Origin of the sequence: Streptomyces sp. NPDC051636 (assembly GCF_044453765.1) — a bacterium.
Taxonomy (GTDB): Bacteria; Actinomycetota; Actinomycetes; order Streptomycetales; family Streptomycetaceae; genus Streptomyces.
The window spans coordinates 113,762-138,766 of record NZ_JBITDA010000002.1 but is presented as its reverse complement, the minus strand read 5'-3'; the positions used below and the strand labels follow the sequence as shown (position 1 = coordinate 138,766).

At 70.3% G+C, this 25,005-nt stretch carries 24 protein-coding genes and 1 pseudogene; 9 read left to right on the top strand and 16 right to left on the bottom strand.

Annotated elements, in window-relative coordinates; all coding sequences use genetic code 11:
• Positions 1-131: 131 nt before the first annotated feature.
• The 3 genes and pseudogenes from ACIBBH_RS04200 to ACIBBH_RS04190 all read right to left on the bottom strand — a co-directional run.
• Positions 132-359, bottom strand: a pseudogene (locus ACIBBH_RS04200) (TetR family transcriptional regulator); the annotation flags it as partial.
• 369 nt (positions 360-728) lie between these two features.
• The gene (locus ACIBBH_RS04195) at positions 729-2,345 is read right to left on the bottom strand and encodes a cation acetate symporter (protein WP_399401737.1); all 1,617 of its coding nucleotides are present in this window, start codon (positions 2,343-2,345) and stop codon (positions 729-731) included.
• Positions 2,342-2,821, bottom strand: a complete 480-nt coding sequence (locus ACIBBH_RS04190) for a DUF485 domain-containing protein (RefSeq protein WP_399401735.1) — start codon at positions 2,819-2,821, stop codon at positions 2,342-2,344. Before ACIBBH_RS04190 ends, ACIBBH_RS04195 begins: the two co-directional genes overlap by 4 nt.
• A gap of 278 nt (positions 2,822-3,099) precedes the next feature.
• On the opposite strand from ACIBBH_RS04190, the gene ACIBBH_RS04185 reads away from it, so the two are divergent.
• Both ACIBBH_RS04185 and ACIBBH_RS04180 read left to right on the top strand, forming a co-directional pair.
• Positions 3,100-4,107 (top strand): NADP-dependent oxidoreductase, encoded by a 1,008-nt coding sequence (locus ACIBBH_RS04185; RefSeq protein WP_399401733.1) that lies wholly within the window; start codon positions 3,100-3,102, stop codon positions 4,105-4,107.
• Between the two features lie 47 nt (positions 4,108-4,154).
• On the top strand, positions 4,155-4,904 hold the full coding sequence (locus tag ACIBBH_RS04180) for an SDR family NAD(P)-dependent oxidoreductase (RefSeq protein WP_399401731.1): 750 nt from the start codon (positions 4,155-4,157) through the stop codon (positions 4,902-4,904).
• A 78-nt stretch (positions 4,905-4,982) separates the two neighbouring features.
• On the opposite strand, the gene ACIBBH_RS04175 is transcribed toward ACIBBH_RS04180, so the two are convergent.
• Genes ACIBBH_RS04175 through ACIBBH_RS04155 form a run of 5 tightly spaced genes read right to left on the bottom strand, consistent with a single transcriptional unit; the run spans position 4,983 to position 9,817 of the window.
• Entirely contained in the window at positions 4,983-6,260 is a 1,278-nt protein-coding gene (locus tag ACIBBH_RS04175; RefSeq protein ID WP_399401729.1) for an ABC transporter substrate-binding protein, read from the bottom strand.
• Positions 6,261-6,265: 5 nt separating this feature from the next.
• Entirely contained in the window at positions 6,266-7,375 is a 1,110-nt protein-coding gene (locus tag ACIBBH_RS04170; protein ID WP_399401727.1) for a branched-chain amino acid ABC transporter permease, read from the bottom strand.
• Positions 7,372-8,253 carry a branched-chain amino acid ABC transporter permease gene (locus ACIBBH_RS04165; protein WP_399401725.1) on the bottom strand — a complete coding sequence of 294 codons (882 nt, stop codon included), beginning with the start codon at positions 8,251-8,253 and terminating at the stop codon, positions 7,372-7,374. The genes ACIBBH_RS04170 and ACIBBH_RS04165 overlap by 4 nt, the downstream gene beginning before the upstream one ends.
• Positions 8,254-8,258: 5 nt before the next feature.
• A complete protein-coding gene (locus ACIBBH_RS04160) occupies positions 8,259-9,062 on the bottom strand; it encodes an ABC transporter ATP-binding protein (RefSeq protein ID WP_399401723.1) in 804 nt (267 codons plus the stop codon).
• Positions 9,059-9,817, bottom strand: coding sequence for an ABC transporter ATP-binding protein (locus tag ACIBBH_RS04155; protein WP_399401721.1), 759 nt, complete (start codon positions 9,815-9,817; stop codon positions 9,059-9,061). The genes ACIBBH_RS04160 and ACIBBH_RS04155 overlap by 4 nt, the downstream gene beginning before the upstream one ends.
• Positions 9,818-10,000: 183 nt before the next feature.
• On the opposite strand from ACIBBH_RS04155, the gene ACIBBH_RS04150 reads away from it, so the two are divergent.
• Together ACIBBH_RS04150 and ACIBBH_RS04145 are read left to right on the top strand one after the other, a co-directional pair.
• Complete coding sequence (locus tag ACIBBH_RS04150) at positions 10,001-11,299, top strand: PucR family transcriptional regulator (protein ID WP_399401719.1); 1,299 nt, start codon at positions 10,001-10,003, stop codon at positions 11,297-11,299.
• On the top strand, positions 11,292-11,939 hold the full coding sequence (locus ACIBBH_RS04145) for a TetR/AcrR family transcriptional regulator (protein ID WP_399401717.1): 648 nt from the start codon (positions 11,292-11,294) through the stop codon (positions 11,937-11,939). The genes ACIBBH_RS04150 and ACIBBH_RS04145 overlap by 8 nt, the downstream gene beginning before the upstream one ends.
• A gap of 26 nt (positions 11,940-11,965) precedes the next feature.
• On the opposite strand, the gene ACIBBH_RS04140 is transcribed toward ACIBBH_RS04145, so the two are convergent.
• Positions 11,966-12,265 carry a DUF1905 domain-containing protein gene (locus ACIBBH_RS04140; protein WP_399401715.1) on the bottom strand — a complete coding sequence of 100 codons (300 nt, stop codon included), beginning with the start codon at positions 12,263-12,265 and terminating at the stop codon, positions 11,966-11,968.
• Between the two features lie 240 nt (positions 12,266-12,505).
• On the opposite strand from ACIBBH_RS04140, the gene ACIBBH_RS04135 reads away from it, so the two are divergent.
• Positions 12,506-14,698: an MMPL family transporter gene (locus ACIBBH_RS04135; RefSeq protein WP_399401713.1), complete on the top strand. Its 2,193-nt coding sequence runs from the start codon at positions 12,506-12,508 to the stop codon at positions 14,696-14,698.
• Between the two features lie 275 nt (positions 14,699-14,973).
• Here ACIBBH_RS04135 and ACIBBH_RS04130 read toward each other — a convergent pair whose 3' ends face one another.
• Entirely contained in the window at positions 14,974-16,233 is a 1,260-nt protein-coding gene (locus ACIBBH_RS04130) for a serine/threonine-protein kinase (protein ID WP_399401711.1), read from the bottom strand.
• Between the two features lie 53 nt (positions 16,234-16,286).
• Between ACIBBH_RS04130 and ACIBBH_RS04125 the strand changes: the two genes are divergently transcribed.
• Complete coding sequence (locus tag ACIBBH_RS04125) at positions 16,287-16,982, top strand: lactonase family protein (RefSeq protein ID WP_399401709.1); 696 nt, start codon at positions 16,287-16,289, stop codon at positions 16,980-16,982.
• On the opposite strand, the gene ACIBBH_RS04120 is transcribed toward ACIBBH_RS04125, so the two are convergent.
• Entirely contained in the window at positions 16,977-17,432 is a 456-nt protein-coding gene (locus ACIBBH_RS04120; protein WP_399401707.1) for an Lrp/AsnC family transcriptional regulator, read from the bottom strand. The two genes, ACIBBH_RS04125 and ACIBBH_RS04120, sit on opposite strands and share 6 nt — an antisense overlap.
• A 123-nt stretch (positions 17,433-17,555) precedes the next feature.
• Between ACIBBH_RS04120 and ACIBBH_RS04115 the strand changes: the two genes are divergently transcribed.
• The gene (locus ACIBBH_RS04115; protein ID WP_399401705.1) at positions 17,556-18,101 is read left to right on the top strand and encodes an RBBP9/YdeN family alpha/beta hydrolase; all 546 of its coding nucleotides are present in this window, start codon (positions 17,556-17,558) and stop codon (positions 18,099-18,101) included.
• Between the two features lie 362 nt (positions 18,102-18,463).
• Here the strand turns inward: ACIBBH_RS04115 and ACIBBH_RS04110 are convergent, their stop codons facing one another.
• A complete protein-coding gene (locus tag ACIBBH_RS04110; RefSeq protein WP_399402682.1) occupies positions 18,464-19,201 on the bottom strand; it encodes an SDR family oxidoreductase in 738 nt (245 codons plus the stop codon).
• Between the two features lie 133 nt (positions 19,202-19,334).
• On the opposite strand from ACIBBH_RS04110, the gene ACIBBH_RS04105 reads away from it, so the two are divergent.
• The gene (locus tag ACIBBH_RS04105; protein WP_399401703.1) at positions 19,335-20,150 is read left to right on the top strand and encodes a helix-turn-helix transcriptional regulator; all 816 of its coding nucleotides are present in this window, start codon (positions 19,335-19,337) and stop codon (positions 20,148-20,150) included.
• A 132-nt stretch (positions 20,151-20,282) separates the two neighbouring features.
• Here ACIBBH_RS04105 and ACIBBH_RS04100 read toward each other — a convergent pair whose 3' ends face one another.
• The 3 genes from ACIBBH_RS04100 to ACIBBH_RS04090 all read right to left on the bottom strand — a co-directional run bounded on the left by ACIBBH_RS04100 (position 20,283) and on the right by ACIBBH_RS04090 (position 23,228).
• Positions 20,283-20,663, bottom strand: a complete 381-nt coding sequence (locus tag ACIBBH_RS04100; protein ID WP_399401701.1) for a peptidoglycan-binding protein — start codon at positions 20,661-20,663, stop codon at positions 20,283-20,285.
• Between the two features lie 1,093 nt (positions 20,664-21,756).
• A complete protein-coding gene (locus ACIBBH_RS04095) occupies positions 21,757-22,806 on the bottom strand; it encodes a saccharopine dehydrogenase family protein (RefSeq protein WP_399401699.1) in 1,050 nt (349 codons plus the stop codon).
• 134 nt (positions 22,807-22,940) lie between these two features.
• Positions 22,941-23,228 carry a DUF1330 domain-containing protein gene (locus ACIBBH_RS04090; RefSeq protein WP_399401697.1) on the bottom strand — a complete coding sequence of 96 codons (288 nt, stop codon included), beginning with the start codon at positions 23,226-23,228 and terminating at the stop codon, positions 22,941-22,943.
• A gap of 138 nt (positions 23,229-23,366) precedes the next feature.
• On the opposite strand from ACIBBH_RS04090, the gene ACIBBH_RS04085 reads away from it, so the two are divergent.
• Positions 23,367-24,233: a helix-turn-helix domain-containing protein gene (locus ACIBBH_RS04085; RefSeq protein WP_399401695.1), complete on the top strand. Its 867-nt coding sequence runs from the start codon at positions 23,367-23,369 to the stop codon at positions 24,231-24,233.
• Positions 24,234-24,274: 41 nt separating this feature from the next.
• On the opposite strand, the gene ACIBBH_RS04080 is transcribed toward ACIBBH_RS04085, so the two are convergent.
• Positions 24,275-24,943 (bottom strand): LysE family translocator, encoded by a 669-nt coding sequence (locus ACIBBH_RS04080; protein ID WP_399401694.1) that lies wholly within the window; start codon positions 24,941-24,943, stop codon positions 24,275-24,277.
• Positions 24,944-25,005: the final 62 nt, after the last annotated feature.

Genomic DNA, 25,005 nt, shown 5'->3' with positions numbered 1-25,005 from the left:
CCTGCGATCAGCGCCTCGACCAGGCGGTGAGCCACTGACTCCCCCTCGTACCCTGTTCCCGTGCCGTCCTCCCGCCCGCGTCGCGTCGCCGTCCTTGTCCCCGAAGGTGCGAAGCCGCTCGATGTCGGCTCGTCGATCCAGCGCTCGAACGCGACCTTGAGGACGGCGATCCCCGCCTCCGCGGTCAGGCTCGCCGCGGGCTCTTTGACGCCGCGCCCGCGCAAGGTGTCGGCGAGTGCCGCGGACAGCGAGGCGAGCTTGATCAGCTCGCGCTGCCGGAGTTCCGCGTTAGCGACGATGACGTGCTGGCGCTGCCGCGAGTAGGCGCGGCGCTCCTGGAACGCGGCGGCGCCGCCATCCCCGTGCAGGCGGCAGCCGAACACTTCGGCGGGCTGGGTATCTCATCGCGCTCGACAGCCCGGCCTCGAGCGCGCTGACCCGCGAACTGCTGGGGTGGCAGCCGACGGGGCCCGGGCTCATCGAGGACCTCGACAAGGGGCACTACTTCCACGACGCCACCGCGTGACCCCGGCGGCTGCCCGCGCAAACGGCTGGGCGACGGCGAGTACGAGATCCACCGCATCGGCGTCGACCCGGCCGCGTGACGTCTTCGGCGCGCGTGTTTCATGGCCCCCGGCGCCGAGCGGCCGGCGCCGAGTGCCTGGGGGAGGCTGGTGAAGTGGCGCCGGCCGCGAGCGTGTCCGTGGCCGGCGCCACTTCACCGTGGGTCATTCGGCCGCGGCCAGCAGCCGTGACTCGCTCTCCTCGTACAGCCGCCGGTTCTCGCGGCTCTCGGCAGCCCGGCGCCAGTGGTCGAGCCGGCTGCCCAGCCAGCCCGCCAGATAGCCGAACGGGATGGAGACCAGGCCGGTGGACTGCATGGGGTACCAGCCGAAGTCCGCGTTCGGGAAGACCGCGGACGGCGTGCCGGAAACGGCCTTGGAGAAGACCATCAGCACCAGCGCGCAGGCCGCGCCGCCGTAGAGGCTCGCGAGCAGGCCGGTGCGCGTGAAACCTCGCCAGAACAGGGAGTAGGTCAACGCGGGAGCCACGGCCGACGCCCCGACGCAGATCGCCAGCGTGGTCAGTACGCCGACATCCCAGTTCTGGACCAGTGAGGAGAGCATGATGGCAACGATCCCCACCGCCACGCTCGTCCACGCCGCGACCGTCATCTCGGTATGTGGCTGCGCCTGTCCTCGCCGCGCCGCATGCGCGTACAGGTCGTGGGCGAGCGACGAGGCCGCGGCCAGGGTCATCCCCGCGACCGAGGACAGCAGGGTGATGAACACCGTGCCCGCCATGGCCGCGTAGAGAATCGTGGTGCCCGCGGAGCCGGCGTCGCCGCCGAGCGCCCGGGACAGCGTGAGCACCGCCGTCCTGCCGTGCGGGTCGGCCGCGGTGATGTACTGCGACCCCACCAGCGCCGCCGCGCCCGTACCCATGATGATCACGAGCAGGCAGAACGTGGTGACCGTACCGACCGCCCACGACATGGAGCGGCGCACGGCGGGCACGTCCCGCGCGGAGTACAGGCGCATCGTGATGTGCGGCAGGCAGGCCGCGCCGAGGATCACGGTGATCTGCAGAGTGGCGAAGTCCAACCGGTCACCGGCCGAGGTGCCCAGTTGCAGGCCCTGCTGGAGGAAGGCGGGGCCGGCTCCGCTGCCGCGCTGGGCGGCCCGGAGCATCTCGCCGGGGCTCCAGTCGAAGCGGTTCAGGACCAGTGCGGCGACGGTGACGCTGGTGCCCAGCAGGAGCACGATCTTGATCATCTGGATGAGCGCGGTGCCCCGCATGCCCCCGATGGCCGCGTAGATGATCATCAGGCTGCCGACGAGGACGATGCACGTCGTCCTCGCGCCGGCCTCGTGCGGCATGCCCAGGATGAAGGTGAGCAGCGATCCGGCCCCGGAGAGCTGGACGACCAGGAAGGGCAGGGTCGCCGTGAGCGTCACCACGCAGGAGGCGATACGGACGGCCCGCCCGGGCATGTTGCGGGCCAGGACGTCACCCATGGTGAAGCTGCCCGCGTTGCGCAGCGGTTCCGCCAACAGGAACATCAGCAGCACCAGGGACATGGCGGTACTGACCGCCAGGACGTAGCCGTCGTATCCGGCGAGCGCGACGATGCCGGTGGTGCTCAGCACCGTGGCCGCGGAGATGTAGTCGCCGGCGATCGCCAGGCCGTTCTTGAGCGGGGTGAGCGAGAGGTAGCCGGTGTAGAAGTTCGTCAGGTCGTCGCGGTCCGGTCCCGCCATCACGCACATCAGCAGCGTGATGGTGACCAGGCTGCTGAACAGGACCAGGACGATGGCCTGGGTCCCGGAACTGAAGTCGTTCATCTCGCCACTCCCGCTTCCCGGCCCGGCCGGACCGCCTGCTCCCTGACGACCCGGGCCAGCGGGTCCACGGAACGCCGGGCGCTGCGCCCGTACCACAGGACCGCCGCGAAGGTGACGACGAGCTGGAGGATCCCCAGGGTCATGCCCAGGCTCAGCTCACCGGCGACCTTGGACCCCATCACGTCCGGCGCACCGCAGGACAGCACCACGTACAGCACGAAAGAGCCGAGCGCGGTGAGCGTGGAGACCCTGCGGAGCACGCGGTAGGCCGAGCGCAGCGCGGCGAGGTCGCCGGTGTGGACAGGCGTCTCGTGCGCGTACGGCTCCAGGCGCGGGGCCTCTTCGTACGAGTCGTACGGAAAGGCGCCGTACCCGTACGAGTCGTACCGAGGGCCGTGGCCATAGGGCTCGGTGCGCGGCTGCGACCATCCCGGCGTGGCTGGTGGCGGGTACCGGTTGTCGTCGGGGTATGTCATCGCTGGCCTTCCGGTGCGGCTCGGATCCGTAGGAGGTGGGCGGGGGAAGAATATGTCCGGCCGCGCACGGTACCGACTGGTTGGAATGCCTGATAAGACTGCTGAGCGTGACGTTATGAGTTCGATGCGGGAGCCGGCCGGGCAGTGATCGTTCGGCGGCCGACGGCCTCCGAACCTCAGGCACCCGGACGGGCGGGCGGTATGTGGTGAAAATCACGCGTCTCGGCGTACCTACTGGTCGGTATGGTCGCGGGGAGCCGCGAACGACAGGAGGCGCGATGTCTGCGACCAACCGCCAGATCCGTCTGGCAGCCCGCCCCGCGGGCGAAGTGAAACCCGATGACTGGGAGCACTGCTCCGGCCCCGTGGAGGAACCGGGCCCCGGCCGGTTCGCGGGCCGGACGCGTGTCATCTCCCTGGACCCGGCCATGCGGGGCTGGCTGGACGACCGCCTCTCCTACCTGCCGCCGGTGGGCATCGGTGAGGTGATGCGCGCCGGATCGGTCATCGAGGTCACCGCATCCAACCACCCCGACTTCCAGCCCGGTGATCACGTGGTCGGCGCGTTCGGCGTCCAGGAGTACGTGGTCTCCGACGGCAGGGGCGCCACGAAGATCGACACCTCCCTCGCCCCGGCGTCGACGTATCTGGGGGCGCTGGGCATGCCCGGCATGACCGCCTACTTCGGCCTGCTGGACGTCGGAGCGCTGAAGGACGGCGAGACCGTCGTGGTGTCGGGAGCGGCCGGCGCGGTCGGCACCATCGCGGGCCAGATCGCGAAGGCCAAGGGCTGCCGGGTGGTCGGCATCGCCGGCGGGCCGGAGAAGTGCGCGTTGCTCACCGACGAACTCGGATTCGACGCGGCGATCGACTACCGCGCCGACGACGTCAAGAAGGCGCTGCGCGAGCACGCCCCCGACGGCATCGACGTCTACTTCGACAACGTCGGAGGGGACATCCTCGACACCGCCCTGACCCGGCTGGCGATGCACGCGCGCGTCGTGGTATGCGGCGCGATCAGCCAGTACAACAACGCCACGCCGGTCAAGGGCCCCTCGAACTACCTCTCGCTGCTGGTGCGCCGCGCCCGCATGGAGGGTTTCGTCGTCTTCGACTACGCCAAGCGCTACCCGGAGGCCGTCCAGGACATCTCCGCCTGGATCGGCGCCGGCCGCATCAAGGTCAGGGAACACGTGGTGAGGGGAACCGTCGACGACTTCCCCGAGACGCTGCAGATGCTCTTCCGCGGAGAGAACGTCGGCAAGCTCGTGCTGGAGCTGGCGTGACCGCCGCCGGGGCAGCCCCCCAGCGGGGAGAACGGACTGACGGCGGCGTGCTCGAAGGCAAGGTGGCGATCGTCACCGGCGGTGCCAGCGGACTGGGCAGGGCCACGGCGCTGGCGCTGGCGGCAGCGGGGGCGCGCGTGGTCGTCGCCGACCTCGACGTGCAGGGCGGCCGGGAGGTGGCCGACATGGTCGACGGCCACTTCCGTGCCTGTGACGTCTCCGACCTCGACGCCAACCGTGCGCTGGTGGAGTTCACACAGGACCGGTTCGGCGGTGTCGACATCGCGTTGCTCAACGCGGGCGTGGCGACCGGTTGCGGCGTCGGCGAGGACTTCGATCCGGCGCGTTACCGCCGGGCGATGGGCGCCAACCTCGACGGTGTGGTCTTCGGTACCCACGCGGTGCTGCCGGCGCTGCGGGCCCGCGGCGGAGGGTCGATCGTGGCGACCGCGTCCCTGGCGGGCCTGGCGGCGGTACCGCTCGATCCCCTGTACGCGGCCAACAAGCACGCGGTCGTGGGACTCGCACGCTCCCTGGGGCCGGCTCTCGCGCCGGAGAACGTGCGCTTCAACGCGGTCTGCCCGGGGTACGCCGAGTCGCGGATCATCGACCCGCTGCGCGACATGCTCTCCGAGCAGGGAATGCCGGTCATCCCGGCTCAGGCCGTGGCGGACACCGTCCTGCGGATCCTCACCGGTGACGGCACGGGGGAGTGCTGGTTCATCCAGGCCGGCCGCGAACCGGAGCCGTTCCGCTTCCGCAACGTCCCCGGCCCGGGCAAGCCCGTCGGCGTCTGAGCACGGTTTCGGGGGGCGGGCGGGCCAGGAACACCCCGCCCGCCCCCCGGCTGCCGTGAGGAGCCGGACCCGGCCGCCTCAGTGCGTGATCGGGCCGAACTCCTTGCGCGTGTCCACCGGTCGACCGAAGAGCGACCACCGCTCGCCCTTGAACCGCATCAGGCGCATCGTCTCGATCGGGAAGGCGTCATCGGGCCCGGTGGACAGGGTGACTCCGGGCAACAGCAGGCCCACCTTGACATCCTTGAGGTTGCGCACCGCGTCCCGCAGCCCTTCCCTGGTCGGGCACTTCATCGCGGCGAGGGCCTGGTGGAGGCTGGAGGCGACGGCCCAGCCGTAGGCGTTGAACTGGTTGGCGGGGTCGGCATCCGGTGCGTACTTCCGCATCGCCTTCCGATATGCCTTCATCTCCGGGTCGTCGGCCCACTGGGGATCGGCGGGGTCCTTGAAGTACGTGGCCGAGACCACGCCCTGGACGTTCTTGAACCCGACCGGCTTGAGCACGGCGGCGGACGAGGACACGTTGTTCACGATGTGCAGCGGATTCCACTTGGCGTTCTTCGCGTCCGCGGCGAGGGCCTGGCTGCCGAACTTGGGTGTCGTGATGTTCAGCAGTACGTCCGCCTTGGAACGGGCGAGGTTGGCCATCTGCGCGGAGACCGACGGGTCGGTGACCTCGTAGCTCTCCTTGGCGACCACCTTGATGCCGCTGCCTGCCACGCCCTTCTGGAACCCGCCGAGCAGGTCCTTGCCGAAGTCGTCGTTCTGGTAGAGGACCGCGACCCTCGCCTTCGGCTTCGTGTCCTTGAGGTACTTGGCGTACACCCGTGCCTCTGCCACGTAGTTGGGCTGCCAGCCGGTGGTCCAGGGGTGCTTGTCGTCCGTACCCCAGACGGAGGCGCCGGTGGCGACGAAGGGCTGCGGCACCTTCTGCCGATTGAGGTAGTCCCACACGGCCGCCGTGGACGGGGTGCCCAGGGTCTGGAAGACGGCGAAGACCTTCTCCCGCTCCACCAGTCTTCGGGCCTCCTCCACGGCCTTGGGCGGCTGGTAGCCGTCGTCGCGGACGACGAACTCCACCTTGCGGCCGTCGATACCGCCCTGGCCGTTGACGTACTTGAAGTAGGCGTCCACGCCCTTGCTGATCGTGCCGTACGCGGAGGCGGGCCCCGACAGCGGGTAGATCCCGCCCAGCTTGATGGTCTTGTCGGTGATGCCGGTGGTCTGCTGGCCCTTGCACGCCCCGCCGGCGGTGGTGCCCTTGTCCTCCTGTCCTCGCTGGGTGGCACAGGCGGTGGCGGTGAGCAGCGCCGCGGTCGCGGCGGCGGCCGCCCTCAGAGCGGTCTTCTTGCGCATGCGATTCAATCCTTTTCCGTGCGGGGCGATGCGCCCACGGGTTGGGCTTCGGGGGATGTGGGATCCGCGGGAGTCGCGGAAGGTGCGGGTTCGGCCGTCGGTGTCCGTTCGGCGGCCGGGGGGCGAGCGAGGCGACGAGTGACTGTGTCCCGGACGCGGCCCACCAGTCCGGCGAGTCCCGTCGGGGCCACGTACATCACCGCGATGATCAGGAGCCCGAAGACCACACCCGGTGCGGCCTCGCTGACGTCCTGCGCCACGTTCGGTACGTACATGACGAACGCCGCTCCCAGCAGCGGTCCGTACAGCGATGCCAGCCCTCCCACCACCAGGCCCGCCAGCAGCGTGATGGACAGGATGAGACTGAACGAGTCGGGCGAGACGAAGCCGATCACCCACGTGTACAGGCAGCCGGCGACCCCCGCGAACATCCCGCTCCACGCGAAGGCGAGGGCCTTGTGCAGCGACAGCCGCACGCCCATCACCTCCGCCGCGCTCTCGTTGTCCCGGATGGCGAGCAGCGCACGGCCGACCCGGGACCGCAGCAGATTGCGGGCGACCAGCAGCGCCACCGCGGCGACGGCGAGGACGAGGAAGTACGTCCACTGGTCCTCGGCCAGTCCGCTCCAGGCGGGTGGCTCCGGCTTGTCCACGGTCAGGCCCATGGAGCCGCCCGTCACCGGCTCGAGCCGCTTGAGCAGCGGCGGCAGGAACACGGCGAAGGAGAGGGTGACCAGGGCCAGATAGAGCCCGCGCAGCCGCAGTGCGGGCACTCCGAAGCCCAGGCCGAGCAGGAAGCATCCGGCGGCGGTGACCGGAAGCGTGGCCAGATGGCCGGTGTCGAACCGGTCGAGCATGACCGCCGCCGTGTAGGCCCCGGCCGCGAAGAACGCGCCGTGCCCCAGCGATATCTGCCCGCCGTACCCCACCAGCAGGTTCAGCCCGGCGAGCGCCACCGCGTACAGCAGCACCATGGTCAGCTGGAAGACCTGGAAGGAGGCGAAGTAGAACGGTGCGGCGACGGCGACGGCCGCCGCGGCCGACGCGATGAGGGCGGCCCGCAGCCGCCCGGCGCGGGCGCCGTCGGTGCGCAGGATCCCGGCGTTCGTGCTCATGCCCGCTCCACCGCCGCTCGTCCGAAGAGGCCCTGGGGCCGCACCAGCAGCACCACCAGGATGATCACCAGCGGTACGCCGATCTTGAGGTCGGCGCCGACGACATCCACGTACGCCCCCGCCAGCGTCTCGGCGACGCCCACCAGCAGACCGCCGACGACCGCGCCGACCGGGCTGTCGAAGCCCCCCAGGGTGGCCGCGGCGAACGCGTAGATGAGGACCCCGCCCATCATGTTGGGCTCCAGGAACAGCAACGGGGCGACGAGCACGCCCGACACCGCGCCGACCATCGAGGCCAGACCCCAGCCGAGCATCAGCACCCGGCCCACGCGGATGCCGGACAGCCGGGCGGAGACGGGATGGGCGGCGACCGCCCGCATCACCAGACCGACCGAGGTGTGCTGGAACAGCAGGTACAGCAGCCCCATCACGGCGGCCACCACACCGATGATCCCGAGCGTGGACCAGCCGACGCTCACCCCGGCCAGGTCGACGCCTCCGTCGGGGAACGGCTGAGGGAAGTCCTTGACGGTGAACGACCAGATCAGGCCGGCCGCCGCATTGACGAAGATGAACAGGCCCACCGTCACGATGACCATGGTCAGCTCGGGAGCGCCCTCCACGGGCCGGATGACCACCCGCTCCACCAGCATGCCGCCGGCGAAGGACACCGCCAGGGTGACCGGCAGCGCCAGCCAGAACGGCATGCCGGACGCCATCAGCTGCCATGCCACGTAGGTGGAGAGCATGGCGAGCTCTCCCTGGGCGAAGTTGACGATTCCGGTGAACCGGTGGATCAGTACCAGGGCGAGTGCCAGGCTGGCGTACACCGCGCCCGCACCGACGCCCTCGACCACCTGTTGGACGAGTTCGGTCACTGTACTCACCCGCCCTGCCGGGAGCGGACGGAGACACCGAGATACACCTCGGCGACCTGCCCGTCCTCGCGGATCTGCGAGGCCGGTCCGGACAGCACCAGGCGGCCGGCCTCCAGGACATGGGCCCGGTGCGCGATGTCCAGCGCTAGTTGGGCGTTCTGCTCGACGACGACCACGGTGGTGTGTTCCTCCTCGTTCACGGCACGGACGATCTCGAACAGCTCGCGAGTGACCAGGGGCGCGAGGCCCAGGGACGGCTCGTCGAGGAGCAGCAGCGCGGGGCGCAGCATCAGCGCCCTGCCGATGGCGAGCATCTGCTGCTCGCCGCCGCTGAGACTGCCTGCGGCCTGGCGGGTGCGCTGGCGGAGCCTGGGGAAGTAGGTGTAGATCCTCTCCAGGTCGGCCGCCACGGCCGCGCGCTCGCCGCGGCCGCGCAGGCCCCGGGTGCGCAGGTGGGCACCGACACGCAGGTTCTCCTCGACGGTCAGGTCGTTGAAGGTGCCCCGGCCCTCGGGTACGTGCGCCACCCCGAGCCTCGCGGCCTGCTCGGGGGAGCGGCCCAGCAGCTGCGTACCGTCCAGTGTCACCGAGCCACGGCCGCGGACCATGCCGCACAGGGCCCTGAGGGTCGTGGTCTTGCCCGCGCCGTTCGGTCCCAGGACGGCACACACCTCTCCCCGCGCCACGGAGAAGTCGAGGCCCTGCAGCACGCGGGCCTGGCCGTATCCGGCGTGCAGGTCGGACACCCGCAGGAAGTCCGGCTCGGCCGGCTCTCTGTCGTCGGTGCGGTCGGCAGTGGGCTCGTTCACGCCGCCACCCCCAGGTACGCCTCGATGACCGCGGGATCGCGCTGGATCTGTTCCGGCGGCCCTTCGGCGATCTTGCGTCCGAAGTCGAGGCACACCACCTGGTCGCACAGGCCCATCACGAAACCCATGTGGTGCTCGACCACCAGGAGCGTGAGGTCGAAGTCCTGTCGCACGGCGCGCACCAGGTCCGCGAACTCGTCGACCTCGCCGTGGCTGAGACCGTTGACGGGTTCGTCGAGCAGCAGCAGCCGGGGCCCTACCGCCAGCGCTCTGGCCAGTTCCACACGCTTGAGCGTGCCGAAGGGCAGCCCGGAGGCGGGCCGGTCGGCGACGTCCGCCAGACCCAGCCGCTGCAGCAGCTCGTCCGCCTGGCCGCGCAGCCGCGCCTCCTCCCGCCGGACGCGGGGCAGCCGCAGTGCCGCGGCGAGGTGCCCCGCGCGGCCCCTGCTGTGCGCGCCGACCATGACGTTCTCCCGGACCGTGAGCCGAGGGAACAGGCCCAGGTTCTGGAAGGTGCGGGCGATGCCGCGGCCGGCGACGGCGTGCGGGGCGAGGCCGAGCAGGTCCTCGCCCTCGTAGCGCACCGTCCCGGCATCGGGTGCGCAGCGCCGTGTGAGGCAGTTGAACAACGTGGTCTTTCCGGCTCCATTGGGCCCGATGAGCCCCACGGCGGTGCCCGCCTCTACGGCGAACGCGACACCGTCAAGAGCTGTGATTCCGCCGAAGCGCACGGTGATACCTTCGACCGCGAGCATGAGTGACGCCCTTTCCGAGTCCCTGAGCAATGGGAGAGCGTCACCGTAGGGGGGCGCCGTCAAGGCGCACATTGGGTGCGAGAACCCAACTCACGAACGATGACCTGTGCGCCGCGCACAATCCGGGAAGCTCTGCTCCCGCAGCCGTTGACTCGGCACGACAATGCGGCGACGATCTGCGCCATGCCTCGTGCGCCCCTGGTGGGCACCTCCGCTCTCCCCGCACCGCTCCACCAGGAGCGGCGGCGGATCCTGCACGCCGTGCAGGACCGGGTCGAGGAGGTGGCGGACACCGCCGTGACGGCGATGCGGGGGGAGATCCCGTCGTACGCGGTGCAGAACGAGCGGTTCTTCGACGACGTACGGGACCAGGTGCTCTCGCACTACAGGATCGCACTGACGGTGCTGGCGGGTGAGCGGGAGATCGCGCCGGAGGACCTGGTCTTCAGCCGCGCGGCGGCCATGCGCAGAGCACGCGCGGGGTTCGCCCTCGAGGACTGGATGAGTGCCTTCCGGGTCGGCCGGCAGGTTTTCTGGGACGCGCTGCTGGAGTGCGCGGGCATCGCGCCGACGGCGCAGCAGGCCGCGTTGTCCCTCGTCACACCTTTGATGCGGTACGTGGACTTCGCCAGCACGCATGCGGCGCAGGCCTATGTGGAGTATCAGCAGTACGTCGTGGCGGACGCGGACCGGGAGCGCAGGGACCTCCTGGAAGAGCTCCTGGCGGGGGTGGCGCCGACCCGTGGTCCGCTGCTCGCCGCGGCGCAGGCGTACGGCATCGGGCCCCGCTCGCCGATGATGGTGGTCGTGGCGGCCTGTGTCCGTGACACCCGCACCGGGGGCACGGCCCCGGCCGAGAACGGCTACGCCACGAGCGCGGCGATCACCGTCGCGGGTTTCTGGGCCGGCAGACCCCTGGTGGTCGTGCGCCACGGTGAGGTGGTGGCCGTGCCGCTGGTGCGGGCCGGCATGGACGAAGAGGACGTGTGCGCGCACTTCGACGCCATGCAGCAGCGGCTCGCCCGCGAGGGGATGGTGCTCTCCATGGGCATCAGCACACTCGCCCGCGGCGCGTGTGAGCTGCCCCGTGCCTACCAGGAGGCACGGGAAGCGCTCGAGCTGGTTCCGGCCGGGGGCGGCGTGGCGGCGCTGCCCAGGCTCTCCCCGTTCGACTATCTGGCGCTGCGCGCCGACGACATCGCCCGTCAGCTGGTCGACCCCCGGGTGAGCGCGCTGCTGGAGGAGGACCGCCGGCGCGGGGACACCCTGGCGGCCACGGTGCGGGCGTTCGCCGACGCGGACCTGAACCTGCGGCTGGCCGCCGACCGGCTGCGCGTGCATCACAACACGGCGCACTACCGGTTGCGCCGGATCGAGGAACGCACCGGCCGCAATCCGCGCCGGATCGCGGACCTGCTGGAACTGCTGGTCGCCCTCGCCATCCGCGACGGGGCCCAAGAAGGTGAGGGCAGCGGTGAGTGAGACCGTTGAGTCGGCCTGGACCGGGGCCGTGGATCAGCCGCCGGTCGTACAGGAGATCCCCGCCGTGCCGGACGGCTCGGCTCGGCGCGCGCTGCTGGACGCGGCGCTGGAGGTGTTCACCGAGCGCGGCTACACCGACGCCAGCCTCACCGAGATCGCGGCACGCTCCGGCCTCCCGGTGGGCAGCCTTTTCCAGCACTACGGCGGCAAGAGGGGGCTGTACCTGGAGCTGTGGCAGGACTTCCGGGAGGAACAGGAACGCCGGACCGCGGGGGTGGTGGCCGAGGCGCGCGGCCGAGGGGTGGACGACCCGATCACTCTTTTCGTGGAGGGGGCGCGGGGCTACCTTGAGGGCGTCTGGGAGAACCGCGGCATCGGCAGGCTGCTCGCCGAGGACGACGGCCCGGCGGGCTTCGACGCGCTGCGCCGGCAATGGGACCGTGCGTGGGTGCGGCGCAACGCCCGGCTGCTGGAGGTGGACGAACGGCGTCGCGCGGGGCGGGTACGGGTGATCGTGCTGACCACGGTCATCGGTGGGGCGGCTCGGGAACTCGGCGACTGCGCGGACGAGGCGGAGGTGCGGGAGATCGTGGACGAGGTGTGCGGCATCCTGTCCCACTTGTCGGCGTCGTCAGGTTGAGCTGTGGCACAGTCCCCAGCGCCCTGTCAGACAGGCCGCTGGAGGTGGACCGTCATCTCCACGGTCACGAGGTCACCCGCTGAGAGGCCGAGCGGCTTGCGCACGGCACTCTTGAGTGGCAGCAGATAGCCGCCGTCCTTGGGGAAGAGCGAGGTGGTGAAGGCGCTCTCGCCGATCCGGGCTGCGACGGGGATCACCCCCCAGCCGTAGGTGGCCATCGCGGCCACCTCGCGGATGTCGGTGGACTCCTCGTCCGGCACGGTGATGAAGTAAAACCATGACGGTCCGCGCCATTCGATCACGCAGCCGGCGAAGACGAGGTCCATGAGGTCGGTCCGAACTCTCCAGCGGGGCCAGGTCGGGCCAAGCGTACAGATGGTGCCGGCACTCCTCGATGAGGACCGCCGCACAAGCAGGGGGAATGATCTCGTGGATTCCGGTCACTACGATCGGAGCCCAAGACAACCGTTCGACCGGCCCCTTGGGTGCGTGCCGGTCGGGGTCGCCGATGCCAGGGTCCGCTCCCCGGGCTGCGGTGATCTTCCTTTCCAGGAGGACCCTCCCGCATGTTCCGACGTATTGGCAACGCTGTCGTCCGGCATCCTGTCTGGACGATCGTGGCATGGTTAGTCGCGGCGGTGGCGATCGTCGCCACCGCTCCGAGTCTGCCCTCGAACAGCGACGAGAGCAGCTTCCTGCCCAGAAGTTACGAATCCATCAAAGCGGCGGATCTCCAGCAGAAGGCGTTCCCCAGCGCCTTCACCCCGTCCGCGATCGCGCTGTACCAGCGCACCGACGGCGGCAAGCTGACCGCCGCCGACACACAGGACGTCGCCCGGATCACCTCCGAACTGGGCAAGAAGCACATCGACCAGGTGCAGAAGGTCGTCCCCGGCCAGCCGTCCAAGGACGGCAGGCATGCCCTGACCCTGGTTCAGATGGACAGCAAGAACGCCGGCCAGCCCAAGCAGGCCGACGCGGCGAAGGTCTTGCGCGAGGACGTGAAAGAGCTGGTCAAGGGCACGCATCTTGACGTCAAGCTCGGCGGCTCCGCCGCGCAGGCGCTCGACCAGCAGGATTCGTCCCGGCGTGGCCAGGCACTGATAGGCATCGGCACGTTCGTCATCATCCTCGTGACCCTGCTGATCATCTTCCGGGCGCCGATCCTGGCCGTGCTACCCCTGGTCCTGATCGGTCTGGTGTCCGCCATCGCCAACGGGCTGATCGCGTACGCCACCAAGCTGTTCGATCTGCAGGCCAACAGTTCGATCTCGTCGATCCTGATCGTCGTGCTCTTCGGCGTGGGAACGGACTACTTCCTCTTCCTGATGTTCCGTTACCGCGAACGTCTGCGCGCCGGCGACGAGTCCAAGGAGGCCATGGTCAACGCGGTCGGCCGGGTCGGCGAGGCCATCGCCTCGGCCGCCGGGGCGGTCATCATCGCCTTCCTCGCGCTGGTGCTGTCCACGCTGGGCTTCCTCAAGCAGATGGGCCCCGCGCTGGCCATCGCGGTCGCCGCCACCCTGATCGCGGGCCTGACCCTGATCCCGGCCGTGGTCTCGCTCATCGGGCCGAAGGTCTTCTGGCCCTCCAAGTCCTGGCAACAGGAGCCGGACAACGCCCGCTTCGCCGCCCTCGGCCGTGGCGTGCAGCGTCGCCCGGCGCTGACCGCCGTGGCATCCGGCCTCGTCCTGCTCCTGCTGTCGCTGGGCACGTTCGGCTACAAGGCCACGTTCGACCTGGCGTCGGGGTCCATGCCCAAGACCAAGGAGTCCATGGTCGTCCAGGACGAGATGCAGAGGGCGTACTCGGCGGGTGCCGCGGCGCCTACCGACGTCTACCTCTCCAGCGCCGACGGCACGCCGCTGGACAAGGGCGTCTTCGACGCGTACGCGAAGAAACTCGGCGCCGTGGACGGCGTCGCGAGCGCCCGTATGACCCAGGTGAACAAGGACGGCACCACAGCGGACTTCACCGTCACGCTCAAGTACGAGGCATCGACGGACAAGGCGATCGATGCCGTCGGCAGGGTGCGCCAGACCGCGCACTCCGACGCCCCTGACGGCACCGAAGCCCTCGTCGGCGGCATGTCCTCGATCTACAAGGACATCAACACCGCGGTCAACCACGACTACCGGACGGTCTTCCCTGTCGCCGCCGTCCTCATCATGGTCATCCTGGGGCTGCTGTTGCGCAGCGTGGTCGCCCCCTGGTACCTGATCGCCTCGGTGGGGCTCGGCTTCGGTGCCACCCTCGGCGCCACCGTGTGGATCTTCCAGGAGGGACAGGGCCACTCGGGTCTGATGTTCATGCTGCCGGTGATCATGTATCTGTTCGTGGTCGCCATCGGCACCGACTACAACATCCTCATGATCGCCCGGCTCCGCGAGGAGGCACGTGAAGGCCGCGAGCCCCGTGAGGCAGCCGGCATGGCGCTCAGGCATGCCGGGCCGACCGTGGCCGCAGCGGGCTTCATCCTGGCGGCGACCTTTGCCACGATGATGCTGGCGGGCAACTCGCTGCTCACGGAGATGGGTTTCGCGGTCTCCTTCGGCATCGCGGTCGCCGCCTTCGTCATGGCGATGTTCTTCACTCCGAGCCTCACCGCGCTCATCGGCCATGCGGCGTGGTGGCCGGGGCACGGGGACCGGGCGGAGGAAGGGGCGGCCGGCACAGCCGCCGGACCCATCGGTTCCGGACGGAATCCCGACGAAGACCGGGACGAGGCCGTGCACGATCCGTCGGTGCGCCGCGGTTAGGGCCTGTCCGGCGGATCAAGTCGCAGGAAAGGGGCGGTGCCTTATCGACTGAGCGGGGCGAATGGGGGTGTCGTCATGATCCGCGGTGGCCGGCAGGCCGCAGCGCTGATGCGGCCCCGCTGGTCGGGCGATGTCCGATCAGCGGGGCCGGATCGCGGACGGCTGCGGTCGACGGAGGGTCAGGAACGGCCGGTGAGCCAGTCGTGATCAGGCCGCGCAGGGGCGTCACGGGGTGGTACGCCCGCCGCGGCTGTGAGCGAACAGGACGGCGACCGTTACCGGGTCAGATACCGGGCGAGGACGGCATCGAGCTGGGCCAGCCATTCGCCGAGCCGGGCCGCCCGGCGCGCGTTCACCTCGCAGGCGTACACGCCGCCGTCCCACAGTCGCACGGCCACCGTGAGGCGGCTGCCCCGCCGGGTGCGTACGACCTGGGCGATCTCCGCCCAATCGAAGTCCGCGGCGGCGCCCGCCACCTCAAGGATCACCCCGGTGGCGTTCACGACAACCCGGACGTCCTTGTCGGCCAGCACGACTTCGGGACCGGCGTACGGGACCGGCGGCCCGAATCCATAGGGCACCTGCGGCGGGAACGCGGGCGGTACCGGGAGGTGCGGGGGCGTGGTGGGGAGAGCGGAAGCCGGAGGGGTCGGCGTGAGGTGAGGCGAAGCGTGTTGCGGGGGTGCCGCCGGGGGCAGGGCGGGCGGCGGGGGTGCGGTGAGCGTCGGGGTGTACGTCGCCTCGGGCCGGGCCGATTCCGGTGCGGCGCCCGTCAGCCGGTCCAGCAACTCGGTGGGCGTCGGCCGGGTGGAGGGCTCCTTCGCCAGGCACGCCGACACCAGGTCGACGAGCCCGGCGGGCACGGCGGACAGGTCCGGTGTTTCGTGGACGGAACGGTACATCAGCCCCATGGGCGTGCCCTCGCCCCAGGCGCTGCCGCCCGCTGCGGCGACCAGGACGGCACCCAGGGCGAACACGTCGGCGGCGCCGGTCACATCGTGGCCCAGGGCCTGTTCGGGCGCGAGGAAGCCGGGGGTTCCGAAGGCGGTGCCGGTGGCGGTGAAGCGGGTGGACTCGACGGCTCGGGCGATGCCGAAGTCGAGGACCCGCGGCCCGTCCGCGGCCATGATGATGTTGCCGGGTTTGAGATCGCGGTGCACCAGGCCGCAGGAGTGGATGGACTCCAGCGCCTCGGCCAGCGCGGCGGCCAGCGCCCGCAGCTGCGGCTCGTCCATCGCGCCCTCGGTGGCGAGCCGTGCCGCGAGGGTCGGGCCGGGGATGTAGGCGGTCGCCAGCCACAGCGGCTCACCGTCGACGTCCGCGTCCACGACGGGCGCCGTGTGGAAACCGCCCACCGCGCGGGCCGCCTCGACCTCGCTGCGGAAGCGCTCGCGGAAGACCGGATCGGCTGCCAGCTCCGCCTTGGCGACCTTCACCGCGACGGCACGTCCTCCTCGCGTCCGCGCGAGATATACGGTCCCCATGCCGCCCTCGCCGAGCCTGCGCTCGACGAGGTACCCCCCGATGCGTTCCATGCCCCCAGTATGGCCGCCGAGCACTCCCCGTTCACACTCGGCGCCCATGCCCCGTGTCTTCGTCCACGACCACGACCGGACCACGCACCGGATGCCCGCCGGCACACCCGACGGCCCCGGCTCCTGCCCGACGGCAGCGCGGTCGGTCCCGCGGCGCCTGGCCTTCCACCCGAGCGGGCGGACGGTACCCGCTGAACGAGCTGACCGCGGACATCCAGGCCCTGCGGTGGGACACAGCACAGGGCATGCCGACACCCCGCCAGACGCTGTCGACGAACGCGCCGGACCACACGGGCGCCACAAGTGCCGCCGAACCGGCCATCAGCCGCGACGGCCGCCACGTCCACACCTCCAACCGCGGCGAGAACACTCTGGTCATCTTCTCGGCGGACCCGAGGACCGGCCTGCTCACCGAGGTTCAGCGCATCCCCCGCGCGGGCGTCACCCCGTGGAGCTTCTCCCTCCACCCCGGCGGCCGCCGGCTGTTCGTCGCGCACGAGGCGAGCGGCACGGGTGAACCTCTTCGGTGCCGACCCGGCATCCGGGCAACTCACGGACACCGGTGCCTCCGTGGCCGTGCCCTACCCCGGCTGCATCGGTTTCCGCGCCTGGGCGGGCACAGCCGGCTCTTGACGCTCCTGATCACGCGGTTGCCGCCAGGCGCAGCCGGTCCCTCTCCGCTGCACCTGGACCGGCTGCGTCGTCCGCCCAGCAGCACCGTGATCCTCCACCCTGCTGGCGGGTCATGACGTTGCCGACGTTGCCGTCGGCAGCGATTTGGGCGGGTAGCTGCGCAGGACGAGGGAGGTGGTGACGGGTCCATAACGGGCGAGGGAGTCCACGACTTGCTCAAGGCGTTCGGCGTGAGAACAGTGCACGTCGAACAGCAGGCAGTCCTCACCGGTCACGCGGAGGGTCGAGACGACCTCGGGAGTCTGTGCCGCGAGGGTGAGTGCTCGGGACAACTGCGCGTGGGTGGTGCGCAGCCGGATGACGGCATGGACGTTCAACCCGACTTCGGCTGGGGCGACTATGGCGCGGTAGCCGGTGATGACCCTGTTCTTCTCCAGACGTTGGATGCGGGCGCTGGCGGCTGGCTGGGACAGCCCGACCCGGCGTCCGACCTCGGCTCCGGTGAGCCGGCCGTCGGTCTGGAGCAGTTCCAGGATGGCACGGTCGATGTCGTCGAGTGATTCCATCGTTGTCACCCCCCCTTTCTTTGAGATCACTTGTTCAGCCTGCTTGCTGCCGCTGACCCATCGAGAATCACCGCAGGGTAAGTCCCACGAGGTGTGGGGCCACGGTTGGAAGGACGGTAAGCGATGGTCGCGTACGTCATCATCCCCGGGATCGACGGTTCGGACGAGCGGCACTGGCAGAGCTTGTGGGAGAAGCAGTGGGGAGCCTCAGCGGTCCGGATCGCACCGGCCTCGTGGAGCATGCCGGACCTGCCGGACTGGGTTGCCGCAGTCCAGGCTGCCTACGAGATCGCTTCGCGGCGTGACAACCAGGTGGCGTTGGTGGCTCACAGCCTCGGCTGCTGGGCAGCTGCGCAGTGGTTGGACCGGGCGCAACCCGACGGACTAGCAGCGTTCCTGGTCGCGCCTCCGAATCCCCGGGGAGCGGCATTCCCACGTCAGGCCGCAGCCACGTTCGTGGACCTGTCCGCTCGCCCCTTGCCGTGCCGCAGCCTGGTGGTGGCCGGCGACGACGACCCCTACTGCGACCCGACGACGTCCGCCTCATTCGCCCGCGAGTGGCAGGCGCAGTGGCATCTCGTCGGAAGCCGCGGCCACATCAATTCCGACAGCGGCCTCGGCGACTGGCAGGCCGGCCTGGAACTCCTTCGCACGCTCGTCGACCACTGAGACGACCGCTGAGACGACCGATCCGACGCGGAGGCATCGGCCCGGCCTTCGCATCGACGCCGTACGAGGCGTAGCAGCGCAGCCGCGGCCGTTGGTCAGGCGATGTCCGGAGGGTCGAGATGGTAGCCCCGGTCTGTGCAGGGCGTGCTCTTGACCCGCCTCGACTGCTCGTCCGCCAGTACCTCCTCCTTACCGTTCTCCATGCTTCGAGCGCCGTTGCCGCGACAGGGGCGGCCGGCTCTTCTCTGCGTCGATGCCGCGCGCCAAGTCGGTGTCAACGAAGCCGGCATGCAGTCCGGCCATTAGGTCACCACGCGTCTGCCGGGACGCTGAGGCAGACGAGGGTGTGGCGACCGGCGGAGTCAGTTCTGAGCGGTGGGCCGAACGACGATCTCGCTCACGTCCACGGTACCGGGCTGCTCGATCGCGAACGCGATGGCCTGGGCGACCGCATCGGGCGGGATCGCGATCTGGTCCCGGGTCTGCGCGATCCGCGCCCTGACCCGGGGATTCGAGGACGCCTCCGCGAAGTCGGTGTGGACGGGGCCGGGTGAGACGGTGGTCACCCGCAGGGAGTCACCCGCTTCCTGGCGCAGTCCCTCACAGATGGCGCGCACGGCGAACTTCGTACCGGCGTAGACAGCCATGGTGGGCACGATGCGGAATGCCGCCGTGGAGGCGGTGGTGACGAAGTGACCGGAACCCTGCGCCCGGAAGACCGGCAGCGCGGCGCCGATTCCGTGCAGCACGCCTTTGATGTTGACGTCGACCATCTGGTCCCACTCCTCGACGCGTAGATCGTCGAGGGGCGAGACGGTCCCGGATCCGGCATTGCTGACCAGTACGTCGAGCCGGCCGAATCGCTCCCGGCCGAGAGCGACCAGAGCGTGCAGGTCGTCCCGCCGGGTCACGTCGGTGCGGATCTGCACGGCCTCGCCGCCCGCTTCTTCGATCCGGCCCACCAGGTCGGCGAGGCGCTCGGCCCGGCGAGCACCCAGGACAAGACGCGCGCCCCGCTCGGCGAGCAGCAGTGCGGTCGCCTCGCCGATGCCGCTGCTGGCACCCGTAACGGCCACAACCTTGCCGTCAGTTCCCGAAATCATTGCCTGACCCTTCTCTGCGTTCTGTGTGACCGGCTGATGAGCGATCTCCCGCAAGCCGGCCGGACAGCAGTCTCCGCCCGGCTTAGCCTGGTATCCAGAGCCCGTTTATTCTGGAAGCAGGACTCCCACCATGCCGACACAGCCGGACGAGCGCCGTGAGCTGAGTGTTTTCCTGCGCAGCCGCAGAGAGCGGCTCACCCCGGACGACGTGGGTTTGCCTCGGACCGGCCGCCGTCGGACGCCGGGATTGCGCCGTGAGGAACTCGCCCTGCTCGCCGGCATCAGCGCCACCTGGTACACGTATCTCGAGCAGGGCCGTGACATACGCGTCTCGGACCAGGTGCTCAACGCCCTCGCCACGGCGCTGCGGCTCGACCGGTACGAGCGCGTGCACCTGTTCCAGCTGGCCGGTCACGCGCCCGTGACGAAGGCGGCGCAGCCCGAGCCGCTCGCTGCCGAGGTGGCGGGCGTGCCGCTACTGCTCCAGCCGAGTCCGGCGTACATCATCAGCGGCACGTACGAGGTGCTCAGTCACAACCGGGCGGCCGAGGAACTGTTCCCGGATCTCACCGCGGCCGTGGGCCGGCCGCCGAACTTCGCCCGCTGGGTGTTCCTCGAGCCCGCCGCCCGGGACGTGCTGGTCGAGTGGGAGCAGGAGGCGCGCGGGCTCCTCGCCCGGTTGCGGACACTGGCTGCCCGCCATCCCGGCGACACCCGTTATGACGGGCTGGTCGACGAGTTGAAGGCGGGCAGCCCGGAGGCGAGTGCCTGGTGGCCGCGGTACGACGTGCAGACCCGGCACGGCGGACGCAAGCGGCTGCGGTGCCCGGAACGCGGGGTGGTCGATTTCGCGTACACCGCGTTCCACCTGGCTGAAGATCCGGAACAGACGCTGGTGATCTACTCCGACGCACGGGAAGCAGCCAGGCTGCCGGACCGGACATAGAGGGCGAACCTCCGCGCCCAGCACCGCTGTCCCGTTGGTCGGCGGCGCAGGACCCTCGGCCCACGCCGCCGGCAGCCGTCGAGTGCCACGTCGCTTCCCGGCTCTCCCGGCAGCCATGAGGGCTGGTGGCGACTACTTCGTGCGCAGCATGAGGGCGTAACGCGTGTTGTCCCCGTAGACGCCGGTCTCGTCCCCGCGGACGCCGTACCACTCCTGGAATCGGGCCACAGCCTGCCGGACCTCCGTGTCGAAGCGGCCGTCGATGGCACCGCCGTCGTAGACCTGCGGGACCTGGAGCAGACGTACCTGCAACTCGTACACCCCATGGCCACTGTCGCCCTGACGCAGTACCCCGGTGCCCGGGATCTCGGGGAGCGAGGTGTCGCCGGGCACGGGCTGGTCCGGATCCGCGGAGGGCGGGGACGGGACCGTGGGAGTGGGGTCGTCAGGAACTGGCCGGTCCTGTTGCCCCAGGGATGCGGGCGGCACCGCCGGAGCGGAGGGCTTGTTCATGAGCAGCGAAGAGGCAAGGACCAATCCGCTCACGGCGCCCAGTCCGAAGACTCCGGCGATCCGGGTGTGCCGCCGGTCGGTGAAGCGCCGATGTCCTGGGCTCTCCTTCGGCACGGGCGGGCGGACGGGTTCCGGGCGCGGGGGCGCGTGATGGGGAGGGGCGGCGGGTCCGGCCTCGCGTGGTGCCGAGCGCTGCCGGGCGGCCGGTCGGGGGATGTCCGCAGGCGAGTCCGCCCTGTGGCGCACGCTTTCCTGCCGCGCATCCGGGAACGCCAAGGCTGCCGACGGCTCGGACCGCGTCGGACCTCCCCCGCTTGCGATGGGTGGCTGTCTTGCCTCCGGCGGCGGAACCGCATCCGGTCGCACGCCGCGTGACCACAGCGGCTGCACCACGGCGTCCTGCGCCGCCCGCCGTACGCGACCCGTTCGCGGCGGATCCACGACGGACGGCAGCACGCCCTGTGGAGGGACGGGAACCAGGCCTTCGAGTCCAGGCCCCACCACCTGTGTCCGCTGGTACGGAGGAGGCTCCGGGGGCGACGACGGAGACCGGGCTGTTTCCGCGTAGGCGTAGTTCCCGGCCGCTTCGCCGTGATGATCAAAGGATCGCGGCGGGCTTGCCGTTCCCTGGTACCCGTCCTTCACGTGAAGCTCGGCGCGTGCCGCGTCAAGGGCGTCCAGGATCCGCTGAAACGAGTCCTGGATTTCTTGCGCCGCGTGGCGCTCCGACGCTCGCGTCGGCTGCGGTGCGGAGCCGTCGCATTCCATCGGCACTCCTCCTCACCCACATCCGTGGCACGTCCGCTTTCCTTGTGTAGCGATACGCGGCCCGCCCGGCGTTGTCTCAATCCGCTGTCGAAAGACAGCCGCACGGAAGGTCGCGCAGCGGGGGAGCGGACGCCTGCGCCTCCTTCGCGGCGGCTGTTTACGGACGGCCGGGCGGCCGTCCGGGTCGCGCGGACGGGCGGGTGAGGATGCCGCACCTCTCGTCCACCTTCGCGGTGATGCCCCTGTACGTCCGCGAGCTTCACTGCGGCTGCTGCGCAGGCGCGTTGGGTGCGGGGCCGGACCGGCCCGCCCCGCCCCGCGAAGGTCACTTCTCCGCGCTGCTGACGTGCCAGGTCAGACCGTGGGGGACGAGGTAGTCGAGGAAGTCACGTGCGTCGAACACCTCTGCTGGTGCCAAGGCCCCGGAGGGAACCGGGTCGGCCACCAGTCGCCGAGCCGCTTCGACGGCGATGACCGCCGTAGTGCCGTACATGTCGGGCGCCTGCAGTACGGCCCTGCGCCGGCGGCCGTCGACGGCGGTGACGTCGATGACGAGGGTGAATCGGGCACGGGCCCGGCTTGCGGGGCCGGGTCCCTGCCGCACGGGCATGCTGTCCGCCATCTCCTGCGTGGCGCCGGCGAAGAGGGCGTGGATCTCGGGGCTGGCCAAGCCCTCGCTGTGCAGGGTGGGCACATGCCGGGGGATGGTGATGGCCGGGGGCATGGCGAACCGGACGACGGGGACCTCTTCCTCGGCGCCGGGCCACAGCACCGTGGTGCGCCTCGGCCGTGCTTCTGTGCGGTAGGTGCCCTGGCTCCAGGCAAGCCCTCCGTTGCGCATGGTGTCCTTGGTCGTGAGCGCCATGAGGACGGTGCCGCGTGAGGCTTCGGCGTCGGTGGCGCGGAAGGCGACGCTGAGGGTTTCGATTTCGCCGAGACCTTCGGCCGCCAGATGGCCGAGCAGATCACCGGTGAGGCAGTCATTGTTGGCAGCCGGCACGACGGTCACCCCCACCCGCTTCGCGGCCTCGGCGTGGCGCTCGAGCACTCCCTTGATGTAGAGCTCTTCGCCCGAGACGTCGACGTAGTGCGCTCCAGCGGTGACAGCCGCCCGGATCACGGGCTCTCCCAAGGAGGTGAAGGGCGAGGCGCAGTTGATGACGGCGTCGATCCCGTGGAGCGCCGCGGCGAGTGCGGCGGGGTCGTCGAGCGCGGCGACCCGTATGTCCGGCATTGTCCCGCCGCTCGCGCTCGCCGCTGCGTGCAGACGGTCCTTGTCACGGCCGACGAGGACCGGGGTGAGGTCTCGGCGCCGCAATTCGGCGCTGACCAATCGGCCGACGAATCCGGTGGCGCCGTAAACAGCGATCTTCATGGGGAGGCCTCTCGGAAAGCATGAACAGGAATGGTCGGGCGTCGGCCTTACGGCACGACGCCACAGTTCGGATCAAAGGGGCAGGTCGGACGTGCCGGAATCGCACCGGCCGCGCGGCCACCGCGGGCCTTGTGTCACACGGAGTCGACGGCAACCGAGCGTCCGACGGAACTCGCCTGACGGATCCTCTTCCACGGCTGGTACTCGGGGGCGGCGAGGTACGCCTGAATCGCTTCCTTGTCGGGGAACTCGACCAGAATCACCTGAGTGGGGGTCCAATCCCCTTCCAGCGGCACTGCGGCAGGGTCGAAAGCGATCACCTTGCCACCGAACTTCTGGAGGATGGGCATGGCGCCCTCGCTGTATCGGCCCATCTCCTCGGCGTCGGTGGGGTGAATGTCGATGACCAGGTAGGCACTCATCACGATCTCCTCGAACGGGGCGGTCGAACTGCTTGTCCCATCCACCCTCCGCCGCCTGTGCCTGGTCAGCCACACCCTGCGCTGCCTATCCCCGGCAGGGTGAGGCTGGGCAGCAGACCCCCGTGCATACTGGCGGCCATGCACGTCTACGCCGACCTCGGTGAGTTCCTTCGGGCACGCCGGGCCCGCCTGCGCCCGGAGGACATCGGTCTGGCGACCTATGGTGAGCGACGGCGGGTGCCCGGCCTGCGCCGCGAGGAGATAGCCCTGCTCGCCGGGGTCAGCGCCTCGTACTACAGCCGCCTGGAACAGGGCCACTCCCTCAATGCCTCCCCCGAAGTCCTGGACGCGATCGCGCGTGCTCTGCAACTGGACGACCACGAGACGGCCCACATGGCCGATCTGGCCCGGGCGCCCAAGCGGCGCACCGCCGCGCCCCAGGAAACACCGGAACGCGTCACACCGGCGATGCGTCAGCTGTTGCGCACGATGGACGACGTACCGGCCGTGGTGACGGGGCGCCGCGGTGACGTGCTGGCCTGGAACGGCCTGGGCCATGCCCTGTTCGCCGGTCACCTCGACTTCAACGCCCCGGAAAGACCGCGGGAGCGTCCGAACACGGCGGAACTCGTCTTTCTCGACCCGCACATACGCGCGCTGTACACCGACTGGGACAGCAAAGCCCAGGCGGTGGTCGAGCACCTCCGCCTCGTGGCCGGCCGCCATCCGGACGACCCGCGGCTCGCCTCCCTCATCGGACATCTCGTTCTGCAGAGCCCCGAATTCGCCGAACTGTGGACCGATCACCGCGTCCACGCGTGTGACACCGCCGTGCTGGACCTGCACCACCCTTTGATCGGCTCACTGACCATCACCCAGCAGACACTCACCCCCTCGCATTCACCGGAACAGGCCCTCGTCGTGGCCACCACCGAACCGGGAACCGCCTCAGAGGCCGCGCTCACCCTGCTTGCCCATGCCACCACTGGCTCTCACCAGCGGTGAGGCGCGCGAGGGCCGGCCGCAGTGGACCCGGAGCCGGACGCTCACTCGACCGCGGCCACCCCGATGCCGATGGCGATGAAGAGACAGCCGCTGATCCGCTCCCAGCGGCGGCGCCAGGACGGACGGCCCAGCACCGTGCGCAGACGGGCGGCGACGCCCACCAGGGCGAGCCAGTAGGCGATGCCTACGACGACGTCGAGCGCACCGAGCAGGAAGACCTGCTCGGTCAGTGAACCGTCCCGGTCGGCGAACTGCGGCAGGATGCTCAGGAAGAACACGGCCGCCTTGGGGTTGAGCACATTGGTGAGGAACCCCTGCGTGAAACTGTCCCGGTGCTCGGCGGACGTGACCTGCCGTGCCTGCGGTTCGGAGCCGTCAGGTGACGCCTCCGCGCGTGCCGGGGGCCGTTCCCGGTGGGCGCCGGCTTCGTTGCGGGCGTCCAGCAGGGCCCGTACACCGAGGTAGACCAGATACGCGGCGCCCGCCAGCTTGATGACGGTGAACGCGGCGGCCGACCGGGCGGCGATCACCGACAGGCCGAGGGCCGCCGCGCACATGTGTACGCACAGCCCGGTCTGCGCGCCGAGGGCGGCCACCCGGCCGAACGAGGCACGCCGCGCCGCGGCCCGCACGATGACCAGGAAGTCGGGACCGGGCACCAGGTAGGCGAGCAGCACCACCCCGAGGAACCCCGCGAGATCGACCGGCATGGTCCTGCTCCGTTCCGCGTCCGCCCGCCGGACGCACGTCGCTCGTGCGGGTTCCACCGATG